Annotated in this window: 19 protein-coding genes; 6 read left to right on the top strand and 13 right to left on the bottom strand. The window is 65.3% G+C overall.

The features are described 5' to 3' along the window. The first annotated feature begins 3 nt into the window (after positions 1-3). Entirely contained in the window at positions 4-1215 is a 1212-nt protein-coding gene (locus ACXYMN_RS01010; RefSeq protein ID WP_459011510.1) for an efflux RND transporter periplasmic adaptor subunit, read from the top strand. Continuing rightward, the gene (locus tag ACXYMN_RS01005) at positions 1212-2876 is read left to right on the top strand and encodes a PHA/PHB synthase family protein (RefSeq protein ID WP_459011509.1); all 1665 of its coding nucleotides are present in this window, start codon (positions 1212-1214) and stop codon (positions 2874-2876) included. The genes ACXYMN_RS01010 and ACXYMN_RS01005 overlap by 4 nt, the downstream gene beginning before the upstream one ends. A gap of 2 nt (positions 2877-2878) precedes the next feature. Here ACXYMN_RS01005 and ACXYMN_RS01000 read toward each other — a convergent pair whose 3' ends face one another. Next, positions 2879-3232: a phasin family protein gene (locus ACXYMN_RS01000; RefSeq protein WP_459011508.1), complete on the bottom strand. Its 354-nt coding sequence runs from the start codon at positions 3230-3232 to the stop codon at positions 2879-2881. 134 nt (positions 3233-3366) lie between these two features. Between ACXYMN_RS01000 and ACXYMN_RS00995 the strand changes: the two genes are divergently transcribed. Next, the gene (locus ACXYMN_RS00995) at positions 3367-5952 is read left to right on the top strand and encodes a cation-translocating P-type ATPase (protein ID WP_459011507.1); all 2586 of its coding nucleotides are present in this window, start codon (positions 3367-3369) and stop codon (positions 5950-5952) included. 222 nt (positions 5953-6174) lie between these two features. On the opposite strand, the gene ACXYMN_RS00990 is transcribed toward ACXYMN_RS00995, so the two are convergent. From ACXYMN_RS00990 to ACXYMN_RS00965, 6 genes are all read right to left on the bottom strand, one after another. After that, the gene (locus ACXYMN_RS00990; RefSeq protein WP_459011505.1) at positions 6175-6618 is read right to left on the bottom strand and encodes an EF-hand domain-containing protein; all 444 of its coding nucleotides are present in this window, start codon (positions 6616-6618) and stop codon (positions 6175-6177) included. 43 nt (positions 6619-6661) lie between these two features. Beyond that, positions 6662-7639 carry an SLAC1 anion channel family protein gene (locus ACXYMN_RS00985; protein ID WP_459011504.1) on the bottom strand — a complete coding sequence of 326 codons (978 nt, stop codon included), beginning with the start codon at positions 7637-7639 and terminating at the stop codon, positions 6662-6664. Positions 7640-8206: 567 nt separating this feature from the next. Continuing rightward, positions 8207-8653, bottom strand: coding sequence for a hypothetical protein (locus ACXYMN_RS00980; RefSeq protein ID WP_459011503.1), 447 nt, complete (start codon positions 8651-8653; stop codon positions 8207-8209). Between the two features lie 468 nt (positions 8654-9121). After that, positions 9122-9745 carry a 3-oxoacid CoA-transferase subunit B gene (locus tag ACXYMN_RS00975; RefSeq protein ID WP_459011502.1) on the bottom strand — a complete coding sequence of 208 codons (624 nt, stop codon included), beginning with the start codon at positions 9743-9745 and terminating at the stop codon, positions 9122-9124. A 2-nt stretch (positions 9746-9747) separates the two neighbouring features. Continuing rightward, positions 9748-10452 (bottom strand): CoA transferase subunit A, encoded by a 705-nt coding sequence (locus tag ACXYMN_RS00970; protein WP_459011501.1) that lies wholly within the window; start codon positions 10450-10452, stop codon positions 9748-9750. Beyond that, on the bottom strand, positions 10449-11285 hold the full coding sequence (locus ACXYMN_RS00965; protein ID WP_459011500.1) for a beta-keto acid cleavage family enzyme: 837 nt from the start codon (positions 11283-11285) through the stop codon (positions 10449-10451). The genes ACXYMN_RS00970 and ACXYMN_RS00965 overlap by 4 nt, the downstream gene beginning before the upstream one ends. Positions 11286-11818: 533 nt before the next feature. On the opposite strand from ACXYMN_RS00965, the gene pcaC reads away from it, so the two are divergent. The 3 genes from pcaC to pcaG are packed head-to-tail and all read left to right on the top strand — an operon-like array spanning position 11819 to position 13526. After that, entirely contained in the window at positions 11819-12205 is a 387-nt protein-coding gene (pcaC, locus tag ACXYMN_RS00960) for a 4-carboxymuconolactone decarboxylase (RefSeq protein WP_459011499.1), read from the top strand. Further along, entirely contained in the window at positions 12198-12926 is a 729-nt protein-coding gene (gene pcaH / locus ACXYMN_RS00955; protein WP_459011498.1) for a protocatechuate 3,4-dioxygenase subunit beta, read from the top strand. The genes pcaC and pcaH overlap by 8 nt, the downstream gene beginning before the upstream one ends. Beyond that, complete coding sequence (pcaG, locus tag ACXYMN_RS00950) at positions 12927-13526, top strand: protocatechuate 3,4-dioxygenase subunit alpha (protein ID WP_459011497.1); 600 nt, start codon at positions 12927-12929, stop codon at positions 13524-13526. A gap of 110 nt (positions 13527-13636) precedes the next feature. Here the strand turns inward: pcaG and ACXYMN_RS00945 are convergent, their stop codons facing one another. The 6 genes from ACXYMN_RS00945 to ACXYMN_RS00920 all read right to left on the bottom strand — a co-directional run bounded on the left by ACXYMN_RS00945 (position 13637) and on the right by ACXYMN_RS00920 (position 19860). Beyond that, entirely contained in the window at positions 13637-14218 is a 582-nt protein-coding gene (locus ACXYMN_RS00945) for a DUF1190 domain-containing protein (protein ID WP_459011496.1), read from the bottom strand. A gap of 46 nt (positions 14219-14264) precedes the next feature. After that, the gene (locus tag ACXYMN_RS00940) at positions 14265-15491 is read right to left on the bottom strand and encodes a glutathionylspermidine synthase family protein (RefSeq protein WP_459011495.1); all 1227 of its coding nucleotides are present in this window, start codon (positions 15489-15491) and stop codon (positions 14265-14267) included. A 126-nt stretch (positions 15492-15617) separates the two neighbouring features. Further along, positions 15618-16613, bottom strand: a complete 996-nt coding sequence (locus ACXYMN_RS00935) for an alcohol dehydrogenase catalytic domain-containing protein (protein WP_459011493.1) — start codon at positions 16611-16613, stop codon at positions 15618-15620. A gap of 6 nt (positions 16614-16619) precedes the next feature. After that, the gene (locus ACXYMN_RS00930) at positions 16620-18086 is read right to left on the bottom strand and encodes a mannitol dehydrogenase family protein (RefSeq protein ID WP_459011492.1); all 1467 of its coding nucleotides are present in this window, start codon (positions 18084-18086) and stop codon (positions 16620-16622) included. After that, entirely contained in the window at positions 18086-18859 is a 774-nt protein-coding gene (locus ACXYMN_RS00925; protein WP_459011491.1) for an L-iditol 2-dehydrogenase, read from the bottom strand. The genes ACXYMN_RS00930 and ACXYMN_RS00925 overlap by 1 nt, the downstream gene beginning before the upstream one ends. After that, a complete protein-coding gene (locus ACXYMN_RS00920; RefSeq protein WP_459011490.1) occupies positions 18856-19860 on the bottom strand; it encodes an ABC transporter ATP-binding protein in 1005 nt (334 codons plus the stop codon). The genes ACXYMN_RS00925 and ACXYMN_RS00920 overlap by 4 nt, the downstream gene beginning before the upstream one ends. Positions 19861-19870: the final 10 nt, after the last annotated feature.

The raw sequence follows: 19870 nt of genomic DNA, 5'->3' as shown, positions 1-19870 counted from the left end.
ATCATGCCAACCTCAACCCGTTCGCTGATCCTGATGGGCGTCGGTGCCGCGCTGATCGCGGGGCTGTCGTTCGTCAGCTTTCGCAACGACCCGGTGCCCGTCGATCTGGCCCTGGTGTCGCGCGGCCCGCTGGAAATCACCATCAATGCCGATGGCCGGACGCAGGTGCGTGATCTTTTCGAGGTTGCATCGCCGATTTCGGGAACAGCGATGCGGTCGCCGGTGCAGGAAGGCCAGATCGTGCGCGCCGGTGACACCGTCGTCGCCATCGTGCGCCCGTCCTCCTCCGGCCTGCTCGACGCGCGCTCGCAGCTTCAGGCCCAGGCCGCCCTGCAAGAGGCGCTGGCGGCGCGCCATGTCGCCGAGGCCGATCTGGCGCAGGCCATGGAAACCCAGAGGTTTGCAAAAATGCAATATGACCGGACAGAGGCGCTGGTCGACCGCAATGTCGCCTCCATCACGCGGCTGGAAGAGGACAGCCAGCGGCTGGCTGTCGCCAACGCGGCCATCGAGGTGGCCCGGGCGCGCATCGAAATGTCCGACGGCACCATCGACCGGGCGCGGGCGACCCTGCTCGGCCCCAGCGATGCGGACATGGTGCCCGACAGCTGCTGTGTGGAAGTGCTGGCCCCGGCGGACGGCGTGGTGCTGTCGGTCGCGGCGATCAGCGAACGGCCCGTCTCGATCGGCGCGCCGCTGGTCAGCATCGGCGATCCGGCACGGCTTGAACTGGTCGCCGACATCCTGTCGAACGACGCGGTGCGCCTGTCGCCCGGCGCGCTGGCCCATGTGGAGCGATGGGGCGGCGATACCCCGCTCGAGGCCAGGCTCGACCGGATCGATCCCAAGGCCCGCACCAAGGTCTCGGCACTGGGGATCGAGGAACAGCGCGTCAATGCCTTCTTCACCCTGACCAGCGACAGCAGCGAACGGGCCAACCTCGGCGACGGCTTCTCGGTCTTCCTGCGGATCGTCGAATGGCGTGCCGATGACGCGGTGCAGATCCCGTTGAGCGCGGCGTTCCGTAGCGGGTCGGACTGGGCGGTCTTCGTGGCCCAGAGCGATGTCGCCGAAAAGCGCATTGTCTCGCTCGGTCGGCGCAACGACAGAATGGTCGAGGTGCTGAGCGGTCTCGAGATCGGCGAAAAGGTCATCACCCACCCCAGCGACGGCATCGCCTCGGGCGTGAAATTGATAGAAAGATCGACGTTATGACCGACCATATGACCGACCAGACGCGCCCATCGCACGGGCTGGATACACAGTGGCACGCGGCGATCGGCCAGATGACGGGCGGCATCTCGCCCGCGGGTCTGGCGACGGCCTTTTTCGACTGGTCCCTGCATCTCTTGGGGTCCCCGGACAAGCAGATCGAACTTGCGGGCAAGGCACTGACCGAAATCGTCAACCCGAAGCTTCGGACGGACCCGCGCTTTGACGACCCGGCGTGGTCCGCATTCCCCTACAACGTTCTCGCACAGGCCTTTCTGGCCCGGCAGGACTGGTGGAATACCGCCACCAGCAACCTGCCCGGCGTCGATCCGAAACACGCGCATGTGGCGAATTTTGCCGCGCGCCAATGGCTCGACATGCACGCGCCTGCCAACTTCGCCCTGACGAATCCGGTGGTTCTGGACCGGACCCGGCAAGAACTTGGGCTGAACCTGATGCGCGGCGCGCGCTACTGGTTCGAGGATTTCAACCGCCTGCAATCCAGGCAACCCCGCCAGTCCGAGCAGTTCGCGGTCGGCAAGCAACTGGCCACGACACCGGGCGACGTGGTCTTGCGCAACGATCTGGCGGAGCTGATCCGCTATCATCCGACCACCGCAAAACTGCGCCCCGAACCGATACTGATCGTCCCCGCCTGGATCATGAAATACTACATCCTCGATCTGACGGCGGAACAGTCGCTGGTCGCCTACCTGCGCGATCAGGGGTTCGAGGTGTTCATCCTGTCGTGGAAGAACCCCACGGCCGAGGACGCGGACCTCGGCATGCAGGACTATGTCGATCTGGGCGTGCGCGCGGCCATTGCCAGGATCCGGTCGATGGGGCACGAACGCCTCCACGCCGCCGGCTATTGCCTCGGGGGAACCTTGCTGGCCATCGCGGCGGCTGCGATGGCGCGCGACGGGCAGGACTGCCTTGCCAGCATCAGTCTCCTGGCCGCGCAGGTCGATTTTTCCGAACCGGGCGAGCTTGGCCTCTTCATCAACGAAAGCCAGGTCGCCTTTCTGGAAGATATCATGGCGACCAACGGCTATCTCAAGTCGGACCAGATGGCCGGGGCGTTCCAGCTGCTGCGGTCCAACGACCTGATCTGGAGCAGGGTCATCCGCCACTACCTGCTGGGCGAACGCACCCCGGACAACCCGTTGTTGTCGTGGAACGCGGATTCCACGCGGATGCCCGCGCGGATGCACAGCGAATACCTGCGCCGCCTTTTCCTCGAAAACGCCCTTGCGAAGGGCCGCTACGAGGTCGATGGCGCGGCGGTGGCACTCAGCGATATCAGAAGCAACATCTACTGCGTCGCGACCGAGGCAGATCACGTGTCGCCCTGGACATCGGTGTACCGGATAGCCCTGCTGACAGACACCGACGTCACCTTCGTGCTGACCAATGGCGGGCACAACGGTGGCATCCTGTCCGAACCGGGCCACAAGGGGCGGCATTTCCGCTGCGGGCACAAGGCCGAGGGCAGCCCCTATGTCACCGCCCCGGACTGGCTGGACCGACACGCGCCGCGGAACGGGTCCTGGTGGCCGCACTGGGCAAAGTGGCTGAAAAGCAAAAGCGGGCGCCCACAGGACACCCGCACCACACTCGTTGAACCCATTGCCGCAGCGCCGGGGCGCTACGTGCTCGAATAGCGTCAGTCGGTATCGCCGGTCGGGGGCTTGGCGACGTGCCGGGTCCCCATCCGCAGCAGCTTGCCCGTCTCGGCCTGGTACTGCTCGAGCGCCTTCTGGATGAACTCGGCCTGAACGTGCTGCATCTCGGCGACGTTCCTGCAATGCATGATGGCGTGCTGGGTCTTGACGTCCTCCTGGATCCGCTCTGCCACGAAAGCCGCAACCTCCGCGCCCATGTCGGTGATGGTTTCGATCCAGGCCGAGCTCATGCCCATCAGGTTGCCAAGGCCGGCCTCCTGCAGATGCACGAGCGTGTTGAATTCGTCAGCGGCGGCCGAGGCGACCGTGTCTTGTGTCTTTGACGTGTTGGCCATTTCTGGTCCTCCGGTTTGCGGGTGCACTGCCCTGCTTTACGGCATAGAGCTTGCGTCGTCTTGATATCGCTCAATGCGACCGGCCGAATTGCACCGGATACCGAACCCGACATTTCCCAGATGAGGTGGCTGACGTGCCCCACGCGCCCGACGATATGCTGCAAAAAGGTCTGACATCGCAAGACGTTCTCGCGGCGCGGCAGACGCACGGCTGGAACGAGCTGCCAACGGTCAAGCAGACCGGCCCGTGGCGCGTCCTGCTGCGGCAATTCTCGAGTTTTCTGGTCCTGATCCTGATCGTGGCGGCGGGCGTCGCGCTGACGCTGGGCGAAAGGATCGACGCGGCCACCATCGGGCTGGTGGTGGTGCTGAACGCCGTCCTGGGTTTCGTGCAGGAATGGAAGGCCGAGACGGCCCTGACCGCCCTGCGCAAGCTGATGACACCGCAGGCGATGGTGGTGCGCGACGGGCAGGAGCAGGTTATCCCCGCCCGGGACATCGTGCCGGGCGACATCCTGGTGCTTGCGCCGGGGGCAAAGGTGGCCGCGGATGCCACCGTCGTCAAATCGACCGAGCTGACCGTCGACGAAAGCATTCTCACCGGTGAGTCGGTGGCCGTCACCAAGGACCCCGACGGCGACGACGCCCACGTCTTCGCGGGCACCTCGGTCAACACCGGTCGCGCCGAGGCGCGGGTTACCGCCACCGGGTCCGCGACGGAGTTCGGCAAGATCGCGCAGCTGACCGGATCGGTCGGCGCCAAGACGACCAACCTGCAGAAAAAGCTGGGCGGGCTGGCCTACCAGCTTGGCATCGCGGCGATCCTCGTGGCGGTCGGCGTCACGACGCTTGGCCTGTTGCTGGGGCGCGACCTGAACGAAATGGTGATGACCGGGCTGTCCCTCTCGGTGGCGATGGTGCCCGAAGGCCTGCCGGCGGTGGTGACGATCACGCTGGCGCTTGGCGCGACGGCCATGGTGCGGCAAAAGGCCCTTGCCCGTCGCCTGCAGGCGGTCGAGACGCTGGGGGCCGCGTCGGTGATCTGCACCGACAAGACCGGCACCCTGACCGAAAACAAGATGACGGCAACGCAGATCTGGACGCTGGACCGCCGCTATGACGTGACCGGCACGGGCTATGACCCCGCCGGGCATATCGCGTTCGAAGGCGCGCGTATCCGCGCCTCTGACGACCCGGTTCTGAACGCGGTGCTGCAGGCCGGGCTGTTCTGCAGCCATGCGCGGCTGGTCAACGACGGCGCGCACTGGCATCTGATCGGCGCTCCGACCGAGGGCGCGCTGATCACCCTTGGCTACAAGGGATGGTGCGATCTGCCGGATGAACGCGGGCTTCTGGCCGAAATCCCGTTCTCCAGCGCGCGCAAACGGATGAGCGTGCTTTACCGGGCGGAAAACGACGTTCTGGTGCTGACCAAGGGTGCGCCAGAAAACGTGCTCGAGATCTGCACGCAGGTGATGACCCGCGCGGGCGTGCAGGCCATGTCCGCGACCGACCGCACCGCCATCACGCAGGCCTACGAAGGCCTTGCGCAACAGGGCCTGCGCGTCATGGCGCTTGCCAGCCGTCCCGCGCCGGATCAGCAGATCGCCGAGGATGGCATGACGTTCCTGGGCCTCGTCGGGCTGATCGACCCGCCACGGGCGGAGGTTCGGGACGCCATTGCGCTGGCGCGGGCCGCGGGCATCAGGGTGATCATGATCACCGGCGACAGCCCGATCACCGCCGCGGCGATTGCCGGTCAGCTGTCGCTCGACGTCTCGAAGGAATTGACGGGCCATGACCTCGACGACCTCGATGATGCCACCCTGGGCACCCTGTTGCAGGGCGATGTGCTTTTTGCGCGCACCAAGCCCGAACAGAAGATGCGCATCGTCTCGGCGTTGCAGGCGCAGGGCCAGATCGTCGCGATGACGGGCGACGGCGTGAATGACGCCCCTGCCCTGCGGCAGGCCGATATCGGCATCTCGATGGGGATCAGGGGCACCGACGTGGCGCGCGACGCCTCTGATCTGGTCCTGCTCGACGACAACTTCGCCACCATCGTGCGGGCCATCCACGAAGGCCGTCGCCAGTTCGCCAACGTGCAGAAATTCGTGCGCTATCTGCTGTCGTCGAATGCCGGTGAAGTGATCGCGCTGGTGGTCAGCATCGCCATCGGCGGACCGCTGGTCTTTCTTGCCACCCAGATTCTCTGGATGAACCTCGTGACCGACGGCGTCACGGCGGTGGCACTGGGCCTGGAGAAGTCCGAACCCGACCAGATGCAACAGGCCCCGCGTCGCAAGGACACCGCCATTCTGGGCGCGGGCGGCGTGGTCACCATCGTATTGCTGGGCACCTATACGGGATTGTCGAGCCTGTGGATATTCTTTCACCTGATGGATCAGGGGGTAGAGCTGGCCCGGACCACGGCCTTCACCGCGATGATCTTTTTCGAGAAGTTCAGCGTCTTTGCGTTCAGGTCGTTGCGCCTGCCGGGGTGGCGGATCGGCTGGTTCAGCAATCCGTTCCTTCTGGGGGCGCTTGCGGTGACGCTCTGCGCGCAGATGCTGGCGATCTACTGGCCCCCCTTGCAGGTGCTGTTGCGCACGGTGCCGATCGGGTCGTCGGAATGGATCTGGATCGGGCTTTTCACCTTGCCGATCGTGATCGTGCCGGAAATCCTCAAGACGCTGTGGCCGATGGCGCGGCGTACCTGACGGACCGCGCCGCACAGACCGCGCCGCTCAGACCGCGCCGCGGTACGAGCCGCGCGAAATGCACGAGCCCGCACTGGGCGACCAGAGCGGCGCCCGGGAAATCGGCATTGTCACAGCGAAACAGGGCCAAGGGCATTGCGCGCCCCTGCCCCTGTTCAAATCCCGGTCCCGGCCCCTGAAACGCCCCCGCAATCGGCGCGGAACGCCCGCGAGGTCAGCCGCCTAGTTCTTGCGCGGGCCGAAATCGGACGTGGTGATCCGCTGATCCGCATCGCGGTCCATCATCCCGAACCAGGCCGGAACGCGCGACAGGAACTCGGCCTCGGTCACCAGACCGTCCTTGTCGGTGTCGATGAACTCCCGCGACATCGCCTGCGAAACGCCGCGCATCGGACCGGCCGCGCCGCCTGCGTTCTCTTCCATGTCGGCATTCCGGGTTTCATCGAACAGGTCATATTCGACGCCATCAAGCGCGCCGTTTTCATCCTGATCGAACATTCTGAAGATCTCGGCCCGCTTTTGCGTGGCTTCCTCCACTGTGACCTGAGCGTCGCCGTCCAGGTCCCAGTTCTCGATGAAGTGCGCGCCGGGCGCGTTCTGCTGCGCGAGGGCGGCACAGCCCAGCGATGTCGTCAGCACGAGGGGGAAGAGAAACGTTGGTTTCACGATGATTTCCTTTGATTGTATCGGTTAACGTGTCGCATGTGGTTTACTCGGGCACGCAGATGGTGCCCGCCCGGATGGCCATTGCGGTGCGCGCCACCAGCAAGGCCACCACCGCGATCAGCAGCGTCAGCAGCCCGGTCCCGATCCAGCGATGGGTTTCCGAGGCCGCCTGATGCGCATAGCCGAAGCTGGCGATGGCAAGCGCTGCAATCGGAAAGGACAGCGCCCACCACGACAGCGCGAAGGGCAACTTGCGCAGCTTGGCGGCCTGCGTCGTGACCAGCAGCGCAAAGACATAGGCCGCGCTGAGCAGGAAGTGGCCGAAAGCGCCGACCTCGCCGCTCAGCCGCAGCCAGGCGCTGAACGCCACCGCCGGGGGGGCCACCAGGATCATCAGCGTCGGCACCATCTTGCCCGGCATCGGGTCGTGGAACATCAGCCGGTTCATCACCAGGGTCAAAAGCACGATCCAGAAGATCAGGCCGCCGGAAAAGAACAGCCACGAGACCTCGACATAGCCAAGCCGGGCACCGGCCAGCGGTACGATCACATTGCCCACCGCCGGGATGAACCACGCGGGCGTCATCATCTGGGTCTGGAACGGCCGATGCCCGATCCAGGCCGAAACCACCGCCAGCGCCAGCCCGCCCTGCAGGACGGTCGCCCCCATCCAGAGCGGCTCGGCCAGCGCCGGGCTGACGTCCAGGAGCGCGGTGGCAAGCAACAGCAGCGAAATCGAGATCGCGGGAAAGAACGCGATCTTTATGGGGTGGTGCCAGTCCTCGACGACCTTGTCGGGATAGGCGATCGCCTTGCCCAGATACCCCGCCCCGACCGCGGCCAGCATCGCGACGGACAGGACCAGAACGCTCATCGATACGCCATGCCCCATGGCAAAGCTGGTCTCGCCCGCGCGCAGCGCCAGCGTCAGACCCATCATGCCCATGCCGATGGCAAAAAGCGTGATGGGCAGGTGCGCCAACCGCGTTCCGGTTTCGGGGTTCAGGTCTGAAACTGACATCTGGCTGACTTTCCGTCGCTATGGGTATGACGTCTGGGCGGCGCGGCGGGGGTGAGCTTGATCGCTTGTCCCGGGCGGGGCCGCCCGCGCACTTGGCACCGGGTCCGCGCAGGCCCCCTCGCGGTCAATTCCGCGACAACCTCGGCGCGACGATGCCCGAAACCCGAATCGCGCGGAACGGGCAGGATGTGTGGGTGCTGGTCATCTCGATCACTCCGACAGGGGTCTGGCTTTGCCCTCTTTATATTCAATTTGTGGAATACGTAATTGATCGAGATCAACGCGCCCAACAAAGCGCCCGGCGGTGTGTCACTGGCACCGCGCCACAGGCACAGGGTCACTGACAGAGCGTCACTGGCAGAGCGTCGCTGTCCGGCATCGCAAGCGGTGCCGGAAAACCCCCGCCCTCCTGCCGTCATACCCGCGCATATGCAGCATTAGGCATAGCTATCGGATGGCGCGCCCGACGCGGCGCGCGCAGCCATCGCCGCGCGACCGAGGGACGGCAGGCGGCAGCCCGAAGCCCGCCAACCCGACGGCACCGCCCCCAGTCGCGCGATGATGCGGTCAGGTCTTCTTGATGTCCTTCATGGCCTCGTCCAGTTGCGCCTTGAAGGTCGCCAAAGCCTGTTCATTCGTCTTGCGCGTGTTTTCGGCCATGGTCTTCATCAACGCGAAACCGTCCACCATCGCCTTGTTGATGGCATCGGTCTGGGCTTTCATGTTGTCCTTGTTGGCCGGATCCGCGAGCATCTTTTGCGCCGGGGCGATCACGTCCTGAAAGATCGCCATCTGCTTGGCCATCAGATCCCGGTATGTCTCTGCCGCGGCCTTGTTCGCCTCGGCCATTTCCTCAAGCTGCTTGCGGTTCTGCTCCATCAGGCGCGTGGCGTCGAAACCGCTGACGGTCTTCTGAAGCTCGGCCATCATGTGCTGCGGATCGAACATCTTGCGCATCGCTTCGGGGTCGAAGGTCTTCATCATTTCGGCGGGATCGAAGGGATTGCTGGACATGGTCGTTCTCCTGTTGGCCCGGTGCGGTGCACACCATGGCGGTTGGTTGTCTCGGTCGGTCCCGCGTCGCGGGCGACATCTGTTCCGGCATAGTGCCCGCAAACGCGCGGTCTGAAAAGTTCACTGTCCCGAACGGCGGCATATGGGCATTCGTGGGGCGCGCCACCCGGTCACAAAGGCGCAGGGCTGCCGGTTGATCCTTGCCGATATCGACCCCGGCGCCGCCGGTTACGCTTGCACAAATCGTACATTTTCAGTCGCATAACGCCGTCATATCCGGTCAAAATTGCCTCGCAAATCGCGAAACAGAACAATCCGGCCATCGGCAAGGACTTCCCCGCCAACCAGCACGGACAGCTGCGACCCGCGCTTGCGGCCTGCATCCCCGCGACGATCCGCCGGGCTCCCCACCTGGCAGAGCGTCCGGCGGGCGGGTCGGCAAACACCGGCCCGCCGCGCCTTCTCGCCTCAGACGATGGTCGCCTCCGTCGCTGCGCGCAGTTCGTCCTCGGTGACGCCCTCGGCGCATTCGACGATCCGCAAACCGCCTTCGACCACGTCGAGCACACCGAGGTTGGTGATGATGCGGTCGACCACGCCCTTGCCGGTCAGCGGCAGGGTGCAGGCTTTCAGCACCTTGCTGTCACCATGCTTGTTGGTGTGATCCATGACCACAATGACTCGGCCCACGCCCGCGACAAGGTCCATCGCGCCGCCCATGCCCTTGACCAGCTTGCCGGGGATCATCCAGTTCGCCAGATCGCCGTTTTCGGCCACCTCCATCGCGCCCAGAATGGCCGCCGCGATCTTGCCGCCGCGGATCATGCCAAAGCTCGTGGCGCTGTCGAAATACGACGTGCGCGCCAGTTCGGTGATGGTCTGCTTGCCCGCATTGATCAGGTCCGGATCCTCTTCCCCCTCGAACGGGAACGGCCCCATGCCTAGCATGCCGTTTTCCGATTGCAGCGTGATATCCTTGTCGCCCACGTAGTTGGCCACCAGCGTCGGAATGCCGATGCCGAGGTTCACATACATGCCGTCTTCAAGCTCTTCTGCCGCGCGCGCGGCCATCTGATTGCGGTCCCAGGGCATGATCAAGCCTCCTCGCGCTTGCGGGTTGTGCGCTGTTCGATGCGCTTTTCGTGTGCGCCCTGCACGATGCGGTGCACATAGATGCCCGGCAGGTGGATCATGTCCGGATCGAGGCTGCCGCGCGGCACGATCTCCTCGACTTCGGCGACGCAGACCTTGCCGCACATGGCGGCGGGCGGGTTGAAGTTGCGCGCGGTCTTGCGGAACACCAGGTTGCCGGTGTCGTCCGCCTTCCAGGCCTTGACGATCGACAGGTCGGCAAAGATGCCCTCTTCGAGGATGTAATCCTGACCGTTCCAGGTCTTCACTTCCTTGCCCTCGGCAATGACGGTGCCGACGCCGGTCTTGGTGTAGAACCCGGGGATGCCGCAACCACCGGCGCGCATGCGCTCGGCCAGGGTGCCCTGGGGGTTGAACTCAAGCTCCAGTTCGCCCGACAGGTACTGGCGCATGAATTCCGCGTTCTCGCCCACGTAAGACGACATCATCTTCTTGACCTGCTTGGTCTGCAGCAAAATGCCGATGCCGAAATCGTCAACGCCCGCGTTGTTGGAGGCGAAGGTCAGATCCTTCGTTCCGGCCTCCTTGATGGCCTGCAAAAGCAGTTCCGGAATACCGCAGAGGCCAAAGCCCCCCGCCGCGATCAACATGCCATCATGCAGCAGACCGTCCAGCGCCGCCGATGCGTTTGGATAGACTTTCTTCATACCGATACCTTTCGTAGACCGAGTATTTCACGCGCCTGCCGCCAGTTGGCAACCGGACGCTCGTATTTCTCGCACAGATCGACTGCGCGCTTCACCAAGGCCGCATTTGAGGGCGCAAGCCGGTCGCGATCAAGCCTGACATTGTCCTCAAGGCCGGTCCTCGTGTGTCCGCCCTTTGAAATGGACCATTCGTTGATGGTCAACTGCGCAGGGCCGACTCCCGCCGCGCACCACTGGGCGTCCGGGGCAAGCCGCTTCAGCGTTTCGATGTAGAAATCGAAGATCGGCGCGTCCGCGGGCATGGCGTTCTTGACGCCCATGACGAACTGGACATAAAGCGGCGCCTTCAGCCGACCGTCCGCCGCCATCCGCGTGGCCTGCACGATATGGCCCAGATCGAACGCCTCGATCTCGGGCTTCACGTCATGGGCGATCATCTCCGAGGCAAGCCAGTCGACCAGATCGGGGCTGTTCTCGTAGACCCGGGTGGGAAAGTTGTTCGACCCCACCGACAGCGACGCCATGTCGGGCGACAGCGGCAGCATGCCGCCACGGTCGCGGCCGGACCCGGATCGGCCTCCGGTCGACAGCTGCACGATCATGCCGGGGCAATGTTTCTCAAGCCCTTCCTTGAGCCGCGCGAAGCGGTCGGGGTCGGATGTCGGCTTGCCGTCATCGTCGCGCACGTGGCAATGGGCGATGCTGGCACCGGCCTCAAAGGATTCCTGCGTGCTTTCGATCTGTTCGACGATGGTGATCGGCACCGCGGGGTTGCTCTGTTTGGTCGCCACGCTGCCGGTGATGGCAACGCAGATGATACATGGGTCGGTCATGGTGTGTCTGTCGGCTCCTTGGCGCACGCCCGGTTGCGGGCGGATCGAATGGGTGTCGCGGTCAGGCCGCTGCGTCGGGCATCCCGGTCAGCGCGTCAACGAAGAAGGGCCGGAACCCTTCGGGGTCTGCTCATGGCGTCGTGTCAACGCGCGTCCATGACCGCAAGCACCGGCCCCCGGCATGGCGTCGGCGGCGCGCCGGGCCGTCTTGTGCGTGACGGTCGGATCGCCGACCCCGGCGACAATGTGCACCGGCACCCGGGCAGTGTCGATACCACCCGGCGGCGGGATCGGGTTTCGGGCCGCGCAAAAAGACCGCGGCACCCGGCATGCCGACGGATGGATTTTGCCATGTCATCGCGCGGATTGCTTGATAGCGTGTACCCGGGGCCCGCGCCGCACCCTTTGGGGCGCGCTTGGGTCTTGCCCGATACGACCCGCATCCGCCCACCGGCTGCCGACAGCCGCCCGAGACCGACAATGCCGAAAGCCCTGCCGTTGCAAGTGCCTGGGTATTCGAAAAGGATCGTCAAATGACAGAGCGTTACGAGAAAGGCATGAAGACCCGGCGCGAGGTGCTGGGCGACGCCCATGTCGACCGCGCCGAGGCCGCGCGGACCGCCCTTGACGACCCCTTCCAGACGTTGATCACCGAAGGCGCCTGGGGCACGGTATGGGCGTCGGACGCCATCAGCCGGCGCGAACGGTCGATGCTGACGATCGCCCTGCTGGCCGCGACCGGCAACTTCGAGGAAATTCCGATGCACATCCGCGCCACGCAGCGGACCGGTGCTTCCCGGGTCGACGTGGCGCAGGCGCTGCAGCACGTGGCGATCTATGCCGGGGTGCCCAGGGCCAACCACGCACTCAAACTTGCCAGACAGACCTATGCGGAACTCGAGGAGAACGGGAATGACTGACATGGGCCCCCTGATCCCGCGCAACCGTGCGATCCATCCGGTGCCCTCTGACCCGGATTACAAGACCAGCATCGCGCGGTCGCCGAACCTGCCGCTTCTGTCGATGGAAAGCGGGCTGTCCGAGGAAACCGGGCCGACCTTCGATCACAGCTGTCTGGGTGCGCTCGACAACAACCTGATCCTGAACTGGTCCAGAGGCGCGGCGGCGGCGGTGGGCGAACGCATCCTGATGCATGGCCGCGTTCTCGATGAAAACGCCCGCCCGGTGTCGAACGCGCTGATCGAGATCTGGCAGGCCAATGCGGGCGGACGCTACCGCCACAAGAAAGACGGCTACCTTGCACCGCTTGACCCGAATTTCGGGGGCTGCGGGCGCACCCTGACAGACGAGGACGGCGGTTACCAATTCCTCTCGGTGCGCCCGGGTGCCTATCCCTGGCCGAACCGCGGCAATGACTGGCGTCCCATGCATGTGCATTTCTCGGTCTTTGGGGCCAGTTTTGGCCAACGCCTGATCACCCAGATGTATTTCGAGGGCGACCCGCTGATCCGCCATTGCCCGATCGCCGCCACGATCAAGGATCGCAGCCAGCTTGACCGACTTGTCGCGCCGCTCGATCTGGCGCGCTCGAAGCCGCTCGATTTTCTGGCCTACAAGTTCGACATCGTGTTGCGCGGTCGTCGCCAGACCATGTTCGAGAACAAGCCGGAGGGCATGTAGATGGTCCAGAAGTTAGACATCCTGCCCGAATCCCCGTCCCAGACCGCGGGGCCCTACGTCCATATCGGATTGATGCCGACCTATGCAGGCAATGGCGGTGCCTACGAGTTCGAGATCGGCACATCCCCCATCGCGGGCGATGTCCGGGGCGCGGTGATCGAGATCACCGGCTCGGTCTTCGACGGCACCGGCTGGGCGATGCGGGATGCCCTGATCGAAAGCTGGCAGCCCGATGCGTCCGGCAGGTTCCCCGGTCAGGACGGCGCCGACCCGGCCTTTACCGGCCATTGCCGCTTTGCCGCCGACGCGGACACCGGTGAGTTTACCCTGCGGACCGTCAAGCCGGGCAAGGTCGCCGCGCGCGGCGGCACAATGCAGGCCCCGCATATCTCGCTCTGGGTTGTGGCCCGTGGCATCAATGTCGGCCTGCAGACGCGGATCTACTTCGAGGATGAGGACAATACCCACGACCCGCTGCTCAACCGGATCGAACAGCGCCCGCGCGTGGAGACACTGATCGCGAAAAAGACCGGCGCGGGCCAATATCGCTTTGACATCCGTCTGCAGGGCCCGGGCGAAACCGTGTTCCTCGATATCTGACGCGGCACCACCCGCAGGCGCACCCCCGGCCCGGTAACCCTGAGCGGTCCCGCGCCACCGGGGATCTGGCAGTCGAGGTCCGCCCGCATTCCCGGGACGGAAGAGACCGCCTAACCGCCGAAGCCCGTGCGCCCGGCCCCCGACTTGCCGAACCCGCCGCGCGAAGCTGCCGTCGCGCGGGTCATCGGGGCCTTGCCGACGGTTGCGGTCGGGCGGGTGAATTGCGACGTGCCAAGCTTGGCCGCACCGCGATTGCTGGAATAGGCGCTGGTGCCCGCGGCATTGCTGAACCGTCCGTCGCTGGTCTTGTAGAGCGGCTGCGCGGCGGCCATCCCGGCCCGTCCGCCCAGCATGTTGCCGATCAGGTATCCCGCCAGAAGCGGCATGAAGATGCTGCCCGATCCGCCCTGCATCTCGCCCGCCTCGGTGCCGCATGCGCCCTCGCCATGCTGTTCCTCGCAGACCGCGAGACTGTCATAGCGCGGCGCGGCCTCGACGTGCAGCGCCTCGGCTTGGGCGAAGTTCGTCTCGCAGTCCTGCACCGAAAACATGCCGCCGCGCGTGGCCTCGTCGGAACAGGCCTGCAGGTCGGGAAACGCCGCCGCGTCCACCTGTTCCTCGCGGCATCCCGCAAGCGTGAAGGCCGCAGCGCCCAGAATGGCGATGGCGACGCGGTTCGAGCGTTTGGTCATGTCGGTCCTGTCGGTTGGTCAGATCTTGAAGGATATGTAGGGCAGATCACCCGGTAATGTAATGCGGCTTGAAGCGCGACAGGTCCTGCGTGATCCGCGACCGGTCTTCGCGGATGCCGATCCCGACGCAGGCCTCGCCCACGACCCAGGCGCCGATCACCGGACGGAAGCCGTCATGCTGCGGCAGCGGCGCATAGGCCTGCAGAATGCGCGGATGCTCGGCATAGTCGGTGTTCTGCGCCTCTTCGACCACTTCGCCGTTCTTGACGATGCGCACCGACGCGCCTTCCCGCGACAGGATCGGCTTGCGCACATGGCCCTCCCGCAAGGCCGCCTCGGCCCGCCCGAACGCCGCCGCGACATCCGGTGCCGCCGCCCCCTGCCCGGTCATGGCGTCCTTGATGTCCTGCTCGAAAAAGGCCGGCAGCAGGTTCGGATGGCCCTCGAACATCTGCCAGAGCACCGGCAAAAGCCCCTTGTTCGACAGCACCGCCTTCCACGCGGGCTCGAGAAACAGGCAGCCCGACCCGGCGATGTGATCGGCATAGGGGTCGCGCAGAAGGTCTTCCCACGGATAGAGCTTGAACAGCACCGCGATGCGCCGGTCCTCGTCGTCAAGGAAATGGCCGTCCTCGCTCAGTCCGATCTTGTCGAGGTCGCAGTAATGCGCCCCCAGTTTTGCCTCGCGCGCGGCCCAGCCCATGGCCTCGACGGTGCCGTAATCCTCGGGGTTGCCGCCGACGGCGGTGAAGTGCAGGTCGGATCCGGCCTCGAACAGGGCACCGAACCGGGCCACCAGCGCCTCGTGGATGCCGTTGAACTGATCGCAGCCCTCGGCCAATACCCCCGCCGCCATCTGGTCTTCCAGCCATTGCCACTGGAAGGCGGCGCTTTCATACAGCGACGTCGGGGTATCGGCGTTGTATTCCAACAGCTTGGCCGGCCCCTGCCCGTCATAGGCCAGATCGAAGCGGCCGTAGATCTCGGGATCGCCCCGCCGCCAGCTTTCGGCCACGAGGTCGCGATGCGCCTCGGGGATGGCAAGCCGCGCCATCAACGCATCGCTGCCGATGATATGGGCCACCGCCTCGCGGCACATGGCATGCAGCTCTGTCGACGGGTCCTCGATATCCCCTTCGATCTGGTCGAGCGAAAAGGCATAGGCCGAGGTTTCGTCCCAATAGGGCGCGCCGTGCATGTCGGCAAAGGTAAATCCCACCTCCTCGGCGTGGTCGCGCCAATGGGGCCGTTCCGGCAAGTCGATCTTCTGCAATGGGCGTCTCCTCGGCGGCATGGGCGAGCCGCTGGTTTAGGCGAACCTGACGCCCTTAACCAGAGCCGCCGTCACACCCGCAGCGCGCCCCGTGGGGCACCGCGCGTCAGGCACCGAGGGCTCAGCTCAGCCCCGTGAATACTGGACTTTCAGGCTGCCCGCCGGGGGCTTGTTGGCAAACACCTCCGCGATCCCTTCCAGCGGCATCCGGTGCGACACGATCCGCGCGATATCGTCGCCATAGGCGCGCAGGCCGTCCAGCGCCTGCGGGATATTGTGGTTCAGCGAATGCGACCCGGCAAGGGTGATCTGGCGGCGGAACAGCTCGAACGGAGAGATCTCGATCCGCACATCCGACGGGCAGACCCCGAAGAACAGCCCGACGCCGCCATTGGCGATGTAGTCGATCAGCGCGGCGGCCACGGCAGGCACGCCGGTCGCATCGACCACCAGATCGATGCCCTGTTTCAACGTCGTCAACTCCGCGCCCTGCGACGCCACGCCCCGGAACCCGAAGCTTTCGGCCAGCTCAAGCCGACCCGCGTCGATGTCGACCAGCGCGATATCGTCCACCCCCGACACGCGCATGCCGATCGCCATCAACAGCCCGATCGGGCCCGCGCCGAAAATCAGCCCGCTTCTGGCCCGCGCCACCTGCGCCGCATCCAGCCCGTTCAGCACGCAGCCCAGCGGCTCGGCCAGTGCCGCGATGTCATAGCCCATGTCGCCGATGGGATGCACGGCGGACGCCTGCACCACGCTTTGCTCGGCAAAGCCGCCATTGCAGGTGACACCGTAAGCCCCGAGGCTTTCGCACAGATGCGCCCAGCCCCGCCTGCAGGCCCGACAGGTGCCGCATTCGAGGTTCGGATCGACGACAACGCGGTCGCCCGCCCGCAGACCGGTCACCTCTGCGCCGACCTCACGCACCTGACCGGCATATTCATGCCCGGGCACAAGCGGAAAGGCGGAACTGCCGTAGTTGCCGCGCAGGACCTCGAAATCGGTGTGGCAGATGCCGCTTGCGTGCACCTCGACCAGCACCTCGGTCGGTCCGGGCCGCGGGTCGGGCAGGTCTTTCAGGGACACGCCGCCGCGTTCATGAAAGACGATTCCCCGCATGGAGCATCACTCCTTGAGATAGGTTTTCAACGCGGCCTCGGTTCCGTCCTGCCAGATCAGCGTCAGCCAGCGCGCAAAGCTATCCGCAAAGCGCGCGTTCTGGCCCAGATCGCCATAGAGCGCATGCTGATCGAGCCAGGCCTGCGGGTTGTCCTTGGCCGTCTTCGCCACCGCGACCAGCGCATCCCAGTCCGGATCGTTCGGCGCGATGGCGCTGCCGTCCTCGCGGGTGCCATAACACATGCGCGCCCAAAGCGCCTCGACCAGGGCCAGCCCTTCGACCGGCGTACCCGCCGCCAGCGCATCGCGGATGATCGGGTGCAGAAAGCCCGGATGGCGCGACGACCCGTCGAACGCCACGCGCCGCGTGGTGTCGTGGATTTCGGGGTTGGCAAAGCGCCGCTCGATCAGGTCGACATAGGCGCGCGGCGTCATGCCCGGCACCTCGGCCACATGCGGCACGATCTCGTCGGTTTCGATCTTGTGCAGCAGGTCGCGGATCAGCGGGTTGGCCATCGTGCCCGCGATGGTGTCGACCGACAGCAATTCGCCCGGCGTCGCGATGATCTGGTGTCCGGCGTTCAACTGCCGCAGCTTCATCGCCTCGAAAGCATGAACATCCTGCGTCAAGGTCGCGCCGACCTTGTCCCAGTCGGGCCGCCCGGCGCAGAAATTGTCCTCGATGACCCATTGGCGGAAGTTTTCGTGGGTGACGGGCACCGCATCCTCGATGCCGAAGCCCTGCGCCAGCGCCAGTTCGGTCGGGCCGGTGGCCGGGGCGATGCAATCGACCATGGCGTTCGGGAAGGTCACGTGATCGTCGATCCAGGCGGCAAGATCCTTGTCCGACAGGGCGGCGAGTCCCAGCACGGTCCGGCGCAGGATATCGCCGTTGCCCTGCAGGTTGTCGCAGCTCTGGCAGGTGAACGGGCCGGTGCCCGCATCGCGCCGCTGCTTCAGCGCGGCGATGATCGCGCCGAAGGCCGACCGCGGGGTCTGCGGATTGGCCGCGTCATGCTGCATGTCCGGGTGATCGGCATCGAAACTGCCATCCGCCGCCGAGATGTAATAGCCGCCCTCGGTCACGGTCAGGGACACGATCCGGATGGCGGGCTCGGCCATCTGCGCGATCAGCGGCGCGTTGTCCTCGGCCACCGGCACGAAGTCGATCATCGAACCGATCACCTCCGCCGACTTGCCCGAGGGGTCCAGCTCGATCAGGGTGCAGAGGCAATCCTGCGCCAGCATCTTCTCGCGCTGGGCCGCATCCGCCGGACGCACCCCCGCGCCGACGATCGCCCAGTCGAGCGCGTCGCTCTGATCCATCAGCCGGTGCAGGTACCACGCCTGATGGGCCCGGTGGAAATTGCCCAGACCGATATGCACGATACCGGGCGACAGGTCGCCCCGCGCATACGATGGCTTGCGGACGTCGTCCGGCAGTTTGTCGAGGTTTTCGAGATTGAGTTTCATCAGCTCATCCATTGTCCGCCGTCGACGTTATACGTCTGCGACACGATGTAATCGGAGTCAGAAGAGGCCAGGAAGATCGCCATGCCGGTCATGTCCTCGGGCACCGCAAAGCGGCCCGCGGGTACGGCGGCCTCGACCTCGGCCTTCTTCTGGCCCGGTTTCTTGCCTTCCAGCTTGGCGAACATGGCATCCACATGCACCCAGTGTTCGCCGTCGACGACGCCGGGCGCGATGGCGTTGACGTTGATCCCGTGCTTGATCAGGTCCAGCCCCGCCGATTGCGTCATCGAGATCACCGTGGCCTTGGTCGCGCAATAGACCAGCACCAGAGGCTCGCCCCGGCGTCCGGCCTGGCTGGCCATGTTGATGATCTTGCCGCCGTGACCCTGGCGGATCATCTGCTTCGCGGCCGCCTGCATGGTGAACAGCGTGCCCGCCACATTGACCGCGAACAGCTTGTCATAGCTGGCCCGGGTGATGTCCACGACCTCGGCGGCATCGAACAGCGCCGCGTTGTTGATCAGGATATCGAGCTTGCCCGCCTGCGACACCACCGACGCCATGGCGGCGTCGATGCTGTCCTGATCGCTGACGTCGATGCGCAGCGGGTAGGCCGCATCGCCCAGTTCGCGGGCGGTCGCTTCGGCGGCATCAAGGTCGATGTCCGCGATGGCGACCGTCGCCCCCTCGGCGATGTAGGCCTTGGCAAAGCCGCGCCCGATTCCTCGGGCTGCACCGGTAATCAGTGCCGACTTGCCGTCGAGCCGTTTCATGCGATGCGCAACCCCTGCTCATCGAAACGGTGGATCTGACCGGCCTGCGGCGTCAGGTAGATGGTGTCGGCGTGCTTCACCTCGACCTCGCCACCGACCCGCACGGTCAACGGATCGCAGCCCGGGATGCCATGCACGTGCATGAAGGTGTCGCTGCCCAGGTGCTCGGCGACGCCAACGACGCCCTTCCAGGCCCCCTCTGTTGCCGAGATGTCGATATGCTCGGGCCGGATGCCGATGGTGGTGGCGTTGTACTTTTCGGCCTCGGCGCCTTCGATCAGGTTCATCTTGGGGCTGCCGATGAAGCCCGCGACGAACTTGTTGCGCGGCGCGCGATAGAGTTCGAGCGGCGAGCCGACCTGCTCGATGAAGCCCGCGCGCAGAACCACGATCTTGTCGGCCATGGTCATCGCCTCGACCTGGTCGTGGGTCACGTAGATCATCGTGGTGTCGAGCTTCTTGTGCAGCTCCGAGATTTCCATCCGCATGCCGACCCGCAGCGCCGCATCCAGGTTCGACAGCGGTTCGTCGAACAGGAAGGCCGCGGGTTCGCGCACGATGGCCCGCCCGATCGCCACACGCTGACGCTGACCGCCCGAAAGCTGGCCCGGACGCCGGTCGAGGTAGTCGGTCAGGTTCAGCGCCTTGGCCGCCGCCTCGATGCGCTTGTCCTGCTCTTCCTGCGGCATGTTCGCCATCTTCATCGGGAAGGCGATGTTCTTGCGCACCGACATATGCGGATAGAGCGCGTAGGACTGGAACACCATCGCCAGCCCCCGCTTGGCCGGGGGCAGACCGGTGGCGTCGCTGCCGTCGATCTCGATATTGCCCGAGGTGGTGTCCTCGAGCCCCGCGATCAGGCGCAGCAAGGTGGACTTGCCGCAACCCGACGGGCCGACGAAGACGACGAACTCACCGTCATTGATGACAAGGTCCAGCGGCGGGATGACGACCACGTCACCGAAGGCTTTCTTGACCTGCTTAAGCTGTATGCGTCCCATAGTGTGTTCC

This window comes from Roseivivax sp. CAU 1753 (assembly GCF_054482575.1).
This window is presented reverse-complemented; position numbering and strand designations above follow the sequence as displayed.